Source organism: Pantoea sp. VS1, from assembly GCF_002207995.1.
Lineage (GTDB): Bacteria > Pseudomonadota > Gammaproteobacteria > Enterobacterales > Enterobacteriaceae > Pantoea > Pantoea dispersa.
Map to the genome: position 1 here is coordinate 1 of NZ_NHZE01000025.1, position 11,893 is coordinate 11,893.

The window sequence follows — 11,893 nt, forward strand, 5'->3', positions numbered from 1 at the left end:
TAGCAATCACCTCTTTACCGCCTGCAGTAACACGCCCATGAACAGACTCAGTGATGCCAAAACCAGTTTCGATTGTCTCTTCAAAATCCTGAGTTCGGTATGAAAGACGACTTCTCATTAGTTTTATGTGATTGAATGAAGGAAGCAGAGCCTCTAGCTTAGGATAGTGTTTTTTATTTGGATTTGTTTTACACAAGAATAAGTGAGCTTCTACATGCTGTCCTATTATGTCACTAATCTCTCCCAGCACTCTGTCAAAGCTCATCAGACCAATCCTCTCGGTAAGAGAATCTTTCGCAGGGACGATAATCAGGTCAGCAAAAGCGACGGCTGTACGGGTCATATCGGAGTCGAAGCCACCACAGTCAATAAATAAAATGTCTTCGCTTTCTTTAAACGGACTGATTTCCTGAACCAACTCTTCCTGGGTTTCAGGGATTGATATGGGAATTTGCCTGTCATCTGGACGTAAACCATGAATGATTGAGAGACCCTTGTGAGTATCAAGGTCCAGGGCTTTAGCTGGTCTTAGTTCGCCCACTACATGGACAGATGAAGTAGTCTTGCCTGCCCCGCCCTTATTATGTGCCATAACAATAACTGTCATATTCGCCACCAAGTGTATACCTGACAAGTGCACATTGAATCCACCACGTGCCCACTGTGAATCCACCTAAGATATCCATTGGATATCTGTGGACTGGGTGTTTTATATCACTAAAGAATGTCACAGGCAAGAGATACGAGCATCTAATGCAACCACAAAAGATATTCATCACATCTACAAAAGATTCCTTATAGATACCCCATGTATACACAACGGATATTCAAGAGGCTATGATCGGTTACCTGTAGGGCAGGGCAGGGCAGGGCAGGGCAGGGCAGGGCAGGATTATTGTAACTTCAATTGATAAAGGATGTTTTTCGGGAGGCAAGGGGACTAATAGTCCCCGTGTAGGCGGAAGTATCAGCTAGTTCCAGAAAGGATCATTGTCCCAACCTTTTGGGAAACCAGTATCAGACATATAGAGTTGAGCAGCATGGCTGCCAGAAAAAAGATTTAGGATTTCAGCCTTAAGATTAATATCACTGATACCTAGGGATTTAATCATTTTGCGCAAAACACATACCGTAAGATAAGGGCGGTATTGATGCGCTTCAGTGATAGTGATTTCAGCACCTATTTGACTCGGAACCGCAAGTTTTGCGTTCCACAATCGGCTGTGATGCGCACACCTATTCCGTACGTCACGGAGGCGGCGAACCCAGTTGGTTAGAATCTTAAAATCATTAGCACCGAACTCTTTAGCAAGGTTATCAAGCAGAGCATTGTTCGGAGCAGGCAGTAGACGAAAATAGCTGTGGTCTATAGCGTCAAAAATTCTGAACAGACAACCAATCGTGATAATCTCGCTGGCTATCCAGAAAGGAGGAAGATCTGCAAAATTTGGATGGATGTTATTGTGGTACTTGCTACGGTAGTTTCGGGCGTAAAGTTCTTCTTCTTTGTTAAAGTCGTCTTGAATTTTTTTTCGTGTACTATCTATGTAACCGGTGCCTTTCTTTGTATAAAAATATCTGTCGTCCAGATACCAGAAGGGATTATTTGAATAAGCAGATAGTGCGTGATCAAGCCTACTCCTGAGTTTGACCTCTAGGCGAGCAATGATGCCAAATAACAAGACACGAAGCTTCTCGTCAAAACGGTACAGCTCTACTCCATACTCAAAATATTCATCCTTCCTGTAATGCTTTCCACCGGGACTTACTGGATCTAATAAAGGATGAAGGTAGATTTTGAAATGATAGTAACTTATCAAACTGAGGGTGTTTTCAGCCTCAGCCTCATCTAAAAATTCTAGTTTCTTAGCCTTAAGGTCATTAATAAGATCTGCCGGAGTACGATAAGGCTTGCTGTATAGGGTTGTTGGCATGCAGCATCATCCCTGAGTAGGCAAAAAAAAAGCCCACTAACTTCCCCTAAGGGTTGTTGCAGGCATCATTGACTCTAATACTACTCTTGCTGACGAATACGTCAACCTCATTTAATCAAAAATGATCAATTTGTCTCTTAGTAGGACATCACCATGTCTAAGCCATTAACATCGATAAACCATACAAATTATGGGTGTATATCAATCAATACATTGGCCAGTCAGGTACACGATGCCAACGATGGGGGTGATATGGTTAAACGCACAAAGATCGTCAATTAAATAATTGTGTGCTATTTGATAGCTCTAAATGTAATTGATGGCGCAGATATCCTAATCAGATCAATTAGCCCCCCAAAAAACTATAACCCACGAAATCATAACGATATAAACTATATTTTAGGCGCTAATACCACGAAAAAAACAAGGTTATTTTTAAAAAAGGACATTTTGAATAGCCAATAAAGACATAGCCAATTTAAACTGCATTAAGTTATTATTGGCCTGTTAAAAAGAACAGGCCAATTAAAGTATACTCAAAATGACCAGTTCAAGACCTGAAAAAAGAAGGGGTGATGTATGCCGGTGACAAAAACGAAAACTTTTTCGGGCAGAGTGGAACGCGTTGTACATGTGGCCACTGTTAATGACGTTAACCTGATGCTGTATGGCGTTCTGCTTGCGGAAGAGCCGGAATGGTTGCGCATCTGCACTACCGAGGTTGAGCATGCAGAGAAAATTGCGTTTCTCAGCCCAGACGCTCACGTTGAAATCAGTGTACGGGGCGACATAAATATCCAGGGGACGACGTGCAGAGAATTTCACTCCCTCCGCTCATGCGCATTGTGAGCGACTTGCCTGAAGACAACGGCGACCGGGAAGCGCTCAGGGATTATTTACGTTAAGACGAGGGACCGCTGAACCTATGCAGATTGCACGTATTTATCTTCGCGTCAGTACGGATGAACAGGAACTGACCCGGCAGAACAGCATTATTGAAGATGCCCGTGGCAGGGGTTTTTATGTCGCCGGCGTCTATAAAGAGAAGGCTTCAGGTGCCAGGGCTGACCGCCCTGAACTTCAGCGCATGATTGCCGACCTGCAGCCCGGAGAGGTGGTTGTGGCCGAAAAGATTGACCGCATCAGTCGTCTTCCCCTTACAGAGGCTGAGAAACTAATTGGCTCGATTAAGGCTAAAGGAGCGAAACTGGCTATACCCGGCATCGTGGACCTGTCCGAGCTGGCCGTCAGCCAGGACGGCGTTGCCAGAATCGTACTTGAGTCCGTTCAGGACATGCTGCTTAAGGTCGCCCTTCAGACCGCACGGGACGACTACGAGACCCGTCGTGAAAGGCAACGGCAGGGCGTTGAACTGGCGAAGGCTTCAGGTAAGTATAAAGGGCGCAGGCCGGAACCCAAAACGCATGAGCGCATCATTGCGCTTCGCGAGTCCGGTATGACGATTGCGCGTACAGCAACTCTCGCAGGGTGCAGCATAAGTCAGGTCAAACGGATATGGGCCATTCATAAAGAAAATTCTGCAGAATCCAAAGGAGCTGAGAATAAATGACACCAGAAATCGGGGTTTGATGCTCAGTGGAACGAAAACTCACGTTAAGGGCTTTTGTAATACTATGCATGGGAACAGTGTTACCAACGAGGCAAAAAAGAAAATATTGCAGGAAAGCGCCAATTTTCACATCCTGCAGAAATCTCTTCAACAATGTCCTTGACGGCGGAATATCGGACTGTTGTGCAGTATGAACTCGTACCGTCCCGCTTTTTCCAGAGTGTTCAGTGACCGGCTGACTTCAGCAGCTGTTTCAACTTCAGTTCATCACCGCTCAGGTCTATGCTCCGGTGATTCAGAACGCTGATAAAGGCTACAGAGGCGAGACCGCTGAATGAGCGGGGAAACTGCACAATTGCATCACATGCAACTCATCCCGCTCTTAGGCTCTGCGCCAGCAGAGCGAGCAGAAAGGTGAACCGGTGGGCGGCCACAGCAGAACACAGCACTCACTGAGCGGTCTGACGACGAAATGCCATTTAGTAGGATAACGTTCTGCCGCTTGACAGCATTTGATACATGAAATCAACTATCCGGTCGCTCCTGAGGGGAAAATGGCTCAGGGATGAATGTCCCCCGTCATCGATTAAAAGTGTCAAGTTCTCCGCTTTGCCAAGAGTCCTGATTAGTTCAAGAGCGGGCCATATCGTCAGAACCTCATCCCGCCTTCCAAGAATAAGCAGAATCTTTCCGCTAAAAGTCTTGAGCGTATCCGCATAGCGTTTAATTACAATTTGCTCTGTATCTGATTGGGAAAATTTTTTCCTGAAAAATTCTGTTTCACCTCCTGCACTTATAACCCGACTGATATGGTAGGGCATATCCAAAAGCGGGTTGATTAATATGCATCCTTCGACATTAGCCTGAAGCTCTGCCTGTCTGGCTATCAACTCCAGCAAAACTGTACCGCCGAAACTGCCTCCAAAAAGCAGTAGTTCAGTACCGCTCAGGTTTACATTAATCCATTCAGATATTGCCGGTAAAGTCCCGTTGAGCACATTCTGGTCGGTTAATGTCCTAAAATGCCTGCCAAATCCTGAAGAGCCAGCATAATTAATAATATGATAGTTAACCTCGTGCTTCCTGAAAGCATTAATCATTCCCGGCTGACGTGGAGTATCCCACTCACAGGATTCCGGACCACCGTGAAAAAAAAGAACATTGAGTCGGGGATTGTGTGAGGTTATGAGAGAGGTGACCTTTATTTTCTCATTTTCATAATAAACTCTGGGGCAATTGAGTATACCGGGAACAATTACCTGAGAACTGCCGCTTATAGGGTTATATATCAAAATCCCTTCACGACTACCGGTTATATATACCAGCGTATAGTTACCGTCGCGCAACAGACTGGCTGAGCCATACTTTTGATCCCCGATTCGGAGAGTCTGGCCAGTTATGGCATCTATCTCCGCAATCATCTGTTGGCCACTGTCTATACCTGAAAGGTAAAAAACATTTTTGTTTCCGTTAAAAGAAGCTGAAAGCACTCCAGAAAAAGGAAGCGAAAGCCGGACGGGATATTGATCTACAGATGAAATGAAAAGAGTTTCGTTATCGTCCTCTGCTTCAGAAGACAGAATAACACCCGCTTCTGAAACAGAAAGAATTTCATCGAACATTAAATTAGCGCTACCCTCGCCCCAGCAGGCATACTCCTTTACCAGATCAATCTGGAGACCAGAGCGGTAGTGTATCATGCAAGGAGAAAGCGTGGCTGTCACATTATCAGTTTTAACGGTTTTTCCTGAATCCTTACACCACTGGATTTCGGTACAGAGTGATGTATCTAAAAAAAATAAAACAACCCTGACATTTTCATCATCAAAAAACACGGAAATGTTTTCTATATCCTCGCTGGCAGAGAATGAAAGGCTGAACTTATGATTGCTAAAAAAACAAATCCTCCCATCACTAACTGTTTCCTGATAAAGAAAAAAAGAATCGCAGCAGAACACAAAGTCAAGTTGCCGGGCGGACAGTTTTTCAGACGACAGGTTAAAATTATAAAACTGCCCCTCATAGTCTGAGAGAAACAACACACCGCCCTGTATAAACATGGGGGATAGTTTAAACATCAACTGAGCGTTTCGTTCCATTCTTTCCTTTCACTTAATTTTGAGCACGACACAATCATAAAAGAGGCGAAGAGTATGAGCATTATGAAAACTAAAGAATGATTAGCCAGTATCATACCCTTGTAAAGATAGGGCATGGCTATGCCTCCGGCGACGTCTCCAGTCAAAAACGCGGTCTGACGGATGCCAAATACGGCCATAGAGTGACCTTTATTGGCAATCTCAACCTCTTTCATATCAATTATCATCAAAAGCACTGTTCTGAACATATAGAAAGCCACAATGCTGACGCTGTACAGCAGTGATTCATTCAGACCAAGAAGACGGAATGAAATGAACAGTGAACAGCAGGTCAACACAGTAAAAATGACCAGGGAATAGTTTTTGCCTGCGCTTTTGCATAAAAATACGTACAGATTTTTAAGCAGAAAACCTGAAATAACCCCTAAAGAAATCACCGAGCCTATTTCCCCCGGTGAAAGCGCGAGATTCTTCAAATAAACGGGAACAAGAGGAATAATCACTGCCCAGCAGGCACCATGAACAAAAAAAGCAAAAAATATAGATGCATAGAGTTTTTTATTCACAGTTCTGAACGCTTCCCAGGCGGGAATTTTTTTCACAATGTTAACAGATTCTGCTTTTCTGATTTCTTTCTCATACGGAAGGAAAAGTGTACCTGCAACTGTAATTAACCCAGTAACAATAAGCGTTTGCTGATAACCATCTTTAAAGAAAAGAGCCAACAGACTAACGAGTAGACCTGAAATAAGCGCACCCAGGCTCTGAGAGAGGGTGCTAATATTTCCTGTCTGTAGTATTACCTGTTTTCTCTTTTCTTCACGCACTTCAAGAATGAGCCCTTTAAGAGCGAGACCGGTTACGCTGGCGCCTATACCGGCAATCACTCCTGTCAGTACAGCGACAGTAAAGTTAAGAGGGTAGGCCCTTAGAATCAGGCCTGCGCCGTAAAAAAGATATCCCAAGAGCAAAGCATTCCTTATCCCTGCTTTCCTGATCATTCCGGCATAAATCAAAGAAAAGGTACCAGCTACTGCCATCGCAACATAAGATGCAGAGAAAAGGCTGAGTTTCCCTTCAATATTCCAGTAAAGAGGCTGGATAGTTTTGGACATCCACATCGGAAAAAGAAAGAGAATATTAAGTAAATAAATTTTTTTAAGCATGCTCATGGTCATTTTCGATTTGTGCGAGATTCACCTTTAAGTCAGGATTCGCTGGAAAAATATCAACACCCTCCCGAAGTGTATTGGCCGCAGCTTCCAGAGATCGATGAGAGTCGTTTTCGGCCTTAAGGACGATCCATTCCGGAAAAATATGGAGGTCCCGTGTAGGTTGCATAATATGCAGCCTGTCGTAACAACTTCTCTGTGACTGCATATACGCATAATTGTATGCAGTTATATCATCGCCTGATAGTTGCCATGCAAGCTCAGCATGATGCTCAGCGAATTCATAACTTTCATTATCGGCAAGGAAAAGGCTGTAATGGTAGTGGCTGTCACTGTGATAGGGATTAAGCCGTAGCGCTTCCTTCAGGCATGCTTCATAAGCAGGCAGATCACCTTTTTCAAGATAGCAGAGCCCCATCTCAAGGTGATATTCCGGAAACACATAATCAATGTCCAGAAGCTGCTGATAGCAATTTATAGCCGAATCGAAATCCCTAATTCTTTTATAACACTGGCAGACATTGTAAAGTATAACTGACCGGTGCATGTGGTGTTTGGGGGTATCGCTTGAAAGGGTATCAAGCCCCCAATTAAGTAAGCTGATAGCCTCACTAATTTTACCCTCCCGGAAAAGAACCAGACCGTATCCGTTACGGTTGAAAACAGTATAAAAGTCCCGTTCCTCCTTGCTGAGAGAATCAAGGCCTCCCTTCTGAATATACTCATAGGCTTCGGTTAGATAAAATTTTCCTTTATCAAGATTACGTTTCTCTTGCTTGTGATGTCTGAGGTAAAGCATCGAAAGAGGATAGTTCGCCATCACTAAAGCCAGAGGCTCATTCTGCTCTTTAAGTTTCACATAGTAGTATTCAGCTTCAATAGGCTTGTTAACACAGTTTTTAATTGTGCCAATAAGGTTACTATGCCTGGTTTCAAAATCTTTAAAATATCTGAGGCCGTGCTCCAGAAGGTGCTCCGCGCTAAACACGTCGCCGCAGTTTACAATTTTTTTTATGCTGTCAATGATTGAATGCTCGTACCCTGAATCACCTCTGACCAACTCTATTAAAAGAAGTTTTTCATTCAGGGTCAGGTCACTTCCACATTCCTGTTCCGTAAATTCTTCAAATGCAGTTTCGACTTTCATTCTACTCAGGGCCTGAGCAAAGTGGCGGATCAGCACTGATTCAGCGTGCATCAGATTAATTCTTACAGCTTTAGTGCCGAGCTCAGCAATTTTTTTCGCAAATTCACTGACTTTTTTTAGCGTTCTGTCGGCCAAAAAATACCTAATTTGATTTTCCGGATCCATCTTATCCGTTAACGAAAGTTCAGATCTGTCTATATTTTCAAGTGGGTAAAGGAAGTTTTTGTCGTGGACTGTAAGAGTTTTTTCATCCAGAAAGCGAAGAACATAACGACGTAAAATAAGGTATTCGAGGGGGATGCTCGCAGCGTAAATGTCAAGATCCATTTCAGCTCCTTTTTTTTAAAAAAAAAGGAGGCCGCAGCCTCCTTCTTCGCCATATTAAGCGTTGTACATTACTGAGAAATCAACACGTTTGGCAGTTGGTTTGCGTTTGATCATTTTCATGATTGTATCCTTTTAAAATTTATTTATCGGGAGTTACTGAGAAGGAACGCTACTCAGTAGGTATGAAATTAATGTTTGCTCTAGCTTAAGTCAAAAAAAATTATAAGAAATGCAACCCATTGTTTTACAAACACAAACTTTACCTAGAATTACAAAACACAAGAAAATACATTAAAAACAGGATATTAATACGTAAAAAAAGGTAAAGCCGAGGTTTCTATAATGTTTCAAAAAGTTAAACTGTAAAACAGAATCTCAAAAAAACCTTATCAATAACAGGCGTTAGCATCTGTTAAAACCATTAAAACCCTTGACTCATAAGGAGTTCAGGGAAAGAGGTATTGAAAAGCCTACTTTATAAGAAATGTAAAAAAGCTATGGGATTTTGATGCATCGTTTGAGTTTTTTTCGGCAGATAATCGCCATACCTTAATATATGGTTTTTCTATAGATAATTATGTCGATTTACAAGCCAGAAAAGCCAGCCAGTAATTAACAGTAATCAGGTTATGTGGCTAAGAGGATACAAAAATGACTATTGGAATGACGCGCTGATTCATGAAAGTGAATCGTGACGGGGTGCTTTATTCTGACGCTTTTCTCTATCAAGAGTGTGGACGGGAAATGAGTTTAGCAGGATCAAAAAAGGCCTCCGTGAGGAAGCCTTTTTCGAAATTTTCGCGTACCAGCCGAAGCCGGTATCGCTCACACAGTCAGAGATCCTGTCTCTGGGGAGGGATTTTCCTACAAACTGACGCTGACGTCAAGCGGAATGTCCGTGGCATCCGTTCCGGACCGCAGTATAGTAGAAGCATAACAAGGAGTAATTATGACCATTACCGCCATACTGGATTCAATTTCTCAGCACAGGTTTGCGACGTATAAGTCTTCGGTCTTTAACGGCGCCAGCGAAGAGGAGTGCCTGGGCATCTATCTCTGGAACAAGCAACTCGCCGGCGCGTTTCTTCCCGCGCTGCAGATCATAGAGGTGTCCCTGCGAAACGCCATCTGCGCCGCAAAAAGGCGACACGAAGAGGCACTCATCGAACAGAGTGCGCCCGCGGCCAACTGGCCGGCGCTGAAAAGCAGAATTGACGATCAGTGGTTTGTCACCGTCATGACGGAACGCAACAACCGCGACTCCTGGCGCGCTGTTGAGGCCGCAAAATCGCAGCTGATAAAGGACGGTAAGCCGTTGAGCACGGAGAACCTCATAGCCAAGCTGACCTTTGGCTTCTGGGTCTCTATGGTTAACCGCGACTACAGCAACGGCCGTGCCAGATATCTTCACCTCTGGCCGCATCTCGTACCCGCAGTCTTCCCGAACGCGCTGGATAAAAAGCAGGGCACGCCGCTTTCCGTCAACCGAATCAGTTCTGATCTTCGCGACATTAACACCCTCAGAAACCGCCTTTCTCACCACGAGCCGCTCTGGCGCTCAGACAAGACCTACTGCGTGGAGCAGGCAATCAATAAGGTCGTGCGGGACTATCACAAATGCTTGGACGTAATCCGCTGGATAAACCCTTCCAACCTGAAACTGCTCAGCATTATTGAAAATACGCAGAAGATGAGCGAGCTGTGTGATCCTCATGCGCTTTGGAAGAATAAAAAGCTGCCGTCAGGGCTGCCGGATATCCCCCGGACCTCAGTGGACGACTGGCTGGACAGCGCGCTGCTGGAAACCCGTCATCAGGGCGAGATTATTTCACTGGATACCGGTAAGGGCTTTGCCATGATCCGCAGTGAAAAGGACGGGACAAAGTTTATCGCGCCATCGGGTAATTTTGCGGGCAGGTTTAATGCTTACACACTGGGCGACCGCGTCACGTTTGAGCCTGAAAATAAAACCGGAGGGCGCCATCCGGTTGCCAACGCTATTAAACCGGCCTGATGTACAGGAGATGCAGAGATGAATGAATTCCCGCACGGATGCTGTGATTTATCCAGTAACTTCCTGGCGCAGTACCTTAAGGACAGCTACCCGGCACTAACGCCAGTAATTGTCCACATGGAAACGACAGTTGTGACCGATCTTAATACTATGCATGGGAACAGTTTCGAACAATAAAACCCACTCACGATTGGGCTCGCTTAAAGCAGGTTGTATAGCTGAGAGGATACAGACATGATCATCTTACTGGGCAGTGCGTTTGTGGCCATGTTGCTGCTGTGCATTTATATGATGCGGAAAATCAGGCAACAGTCTTTCAGGATAAACCAGCTGGAGTCCGCGATTAGGGGGGGAAGTACCGGGAAAAAGATACCTTATGAATCGTTATCGCTTCTGGACAGTCTGAGAAGACAGGCAAAGCAGTGGAACAGTTCAGAAGACAATCCCGAACTGTTAACAGTACGTCCTGCCTTTATCGAATGCCTTGATGATTACCTTACCGGCATTTTCAGCGCAGTACCTGAACTGAACGGCCGTAATGAGATAGCGCCTGCAATTGAGTCCCGTCCGCTTTATACCTCACTGAATATGACTCATTCTGTGATGGTATGGTTTGAACCACATCCCGTCAGCTTCCCCGTGGCCAGTCGTGAACAGTCAGAGCGTATTGCAGCTGCCCTGAATGCTAAAGGAATTGAGGCAAGATGGACAACCAGAGAAACAACGATGTGACCGTTCTGTAAAGTTGCTCTTTGTCTGATCTGATATACATTTCCGCAGCGAGGCTCACCGGGGAGGAAGTGCGGGCATTTCAGAATGCTCAGTAGCGTTCCAGTACCACCAGTTTCCCTGACCGTATTCCGCATCGTAATAGGCCGTCTTCTGCTGCCTGCGCAGCTGATACTCCGGCGTGTTCATGCCGAAGACTTCCACCGGCAGCGCATCCACGCCGGGTACATCCTTAAGCACGAAATCCGGGAATACATCATCCTCACCGTCGTAGCGCAGCGGCTTAATGAAGGCACGTTTTTCCTGCCACAGCCGGTCTTCGACTATTCCCTCATAGCCTGAATCCAGCGGAATGAAGCGGGGGCTGACCGTCATCAGCGCCACGTCGATAACGGTACTGCAGCTGGACGGCCGGTTGCGCCCGTCTACGTGCCTGAATGTCGTTTCTGGCGGCTCCGTTTCCACGATGACCACGACCTTCATGCCCCGGCGCCAGTCGCCCAGCTCGCGGCAAAAGCTCCTCTCCAGGCGCAGGCGCACGTCCTCCGGCAGCACCAGGTCAGGGAAACCGAAAAACAGCCCCAGCGGCAGCGTGGTCTGCAGCCGCTCATCGGCCGCGTCGCTCCAGGCGGCCAGCTGCGAGATCAGGATGAGGCGACGTGCGCCCCTGCCGGCGTCCTTCGCAATCTGGCGGTTCTGCGCGACCTGCGGCGAATCCTTCATGGCCATCAGCATCAGCGACTGCTGCAGCGGGATCCGGCCGATGCGGATGCGCGCTGCAGTCTCATTCAGGCGCCAGCTCACCCAGCCCGGCGAGCGTTTCTTTTTATCGAATGCAGGATGCCAGACGTTGATGCCGGACTGCTCCCAGAGCAGGTGGAGCAGCCCCAGCAGGCGCATC

Annotated in this window: 9 protein-coding genes; 3 read left to right on the forward strand and 6 right to left on the reverse strand. The window is 45.8% G+C overall.

From position 1 onward, the window contains the following. Together CBW22_RS12025 and CBW22_RS12030 are read right to left on the reverse strand one after the other, a co-directional pair. Positions 1-607: ParA family protein (locus tag CBW22_RS12025; RefSeq protein ID WP_088516752.1), on the reverse strand; the 607-nt coding region annotated here is incomplete at its 3' end. A gap of 364 nt (positions 608-971) precedes the next feature. Further along, on the reverse strand, positions 972-1,934 hold the full coding sequence (locus CBW22_RS12030) for an Abi family protein (RefSeq protein WP_088516744.1): 963 nt from the start codon (positions 1,932-1,934) through the stop codon (positions 972-974). A 925-nt stretch (positions 1,935-2,859) separates the two neighbouring features. Between CBW22_RS12030 and CBW22_RS12040 the strand changes: the two genes are divergently transcribed. Next, positions 2,860-3,504, forward strand: a complete 645-nt coding sequence (locus CBW22_RS12040) for a recombinase family protein (protein WP_088516746.1) — start codon at positions 2,860-2,862, stop codon at positions 3,502-3,504. A 479-nt stretch (positions 3,505-3,983) separates the two neighbouring features. Here CBW22_RS12040 and CBW22_RS12045 read toward each other — a convergent pair whose 3' ends face one another. From CBW22_RS12045 to CBW22_RS12055, 3 genes are read right to left on the reverse strand one after another with little or no spacing between them, the layout of a single operon-like run. Next, positions 3,984-5,603 carry an alpha/beta fold hydrolase gene (locus CBW22_RS12045; protein WP_088516747.1) on the reverse strand — a complete coding sequence of 540 codons (1,620 nt, stop codon included), beginning with the start codon at positions 5,601-5,603 and terminating at the stop codon, positions 3,984-3,986. Further along, on the reverse strand, positions 5,582-6,769 hold the full coding sequence (locus tag CBW22_RS12050) for an MFS transporter (RefSeq protein WP_176428109.1): 1,188 nt from the start codon (positions 6,767-6,769) through the stop codon (positions 5,582-5,584). The genes CBW22_RS12045 and CBW22_RS12050 overlap by 22 nt, the downstream gene beginning before the upstream one ends. Further along, a complete protein-coding gene (locus tag CBW22_RS12055) occupies positions 6,762-8,249 on the reverse strand; it encodes a tetratricopeptide repeat protein (RefSeq protein ID WP_088516749.1) in 1,488 nt (495 codons plus the stop codon). Before CBW22_RS12055 ends, CBW22_RS12050 begins: the two co-directional genes overlap by 8 nt. Positions 8,250-9,198: 949 nt before the next feature. Between CBW22_RS12055 and CBW22_RS12060 the strand changes: the two genes are divergently transcribed. Further along, entirely contained in the window at positions 9,199-10,263 is a 1,065-nt protein-coding gene (locus CBW22_RS12060) for an Abi family protein (RefSeq protein ID WP_088516750.1), read from the forward strand. 234 nt (positions 10,264-10,497) lie between these two features. After that, entirely contained in the window at positions 10,498-10,995 is a 498-nt protein-coding gene (locus CBW22_RS12065) for a hypothetical protein (protein ID WP_088516751.1), read from the forward strand. A 54-nt stretch (positions 10,996-11,049) separates the two neighbouring features. Here the strand turns inward: CBW22_RS12065 and CBW22_RS12070 are convergent. After that, positions 11,050-11,893: DUF1173 family protein (locus CBW22_RS12070; protein ID WP_141097313.1), on the reverse strand; the 844-nt coding region annotated here is incomplete at its 5' end.

Excerpts from the sequence above, each read along its gene's own strand:
- CBW22_RS12065 (WP_088516751.1), top strand. The coding sequence starts at position 10,498 with ATGATCATCTTACTGGGCAGTGCGTTTGTGGCCATGTTGCTGCTGTGC.
- CBW22_RS12060 (WP_088516750.1), top strand. The coding sequence starts at position 9,199 with ATGACCATTACCGCCATACTGGATTCAATTTCTCAGCACAGGTTTGCG.
- CBW22_RS12040 (WP_088516746.1), top strand. The coding sequence starts at position 2,860 with ATGCAGATTGCACGTATTTATCTTCGCGTCAGTACGGATGAACAGGAA.
- CBW22_RS12045 (WP_088516747.1), bottom strand. The coding sequence starts at position 5,603 with ATGGAACGAAACGCTCAGTTGATGTTTAAACTATCCCCCATGTTTATA.
- CBW22_RS12050 (WP_176428109.1), bottom strand. The coding sequence starts at position 6,769 with ATGCTTAAAAAAATTTATTTACTTAATATTCTCTTTCTTTTTCCGATG.
- CBW22_RS12030 (WP_088516744.1), bottom strand. The coding sequence starts at position 1,934 with ATGCCAACAACCCTATACAGCAAGCCTTATCGTACTCCGGCAGATCTT.
- CBW22_RS12055 (WP_088516749.1), bottom strand. The coding sequence starts at position 8,249 with ATGGATCTTGACATTTACGCTGCGAGCATCCCCCTCGAATACCTTATT.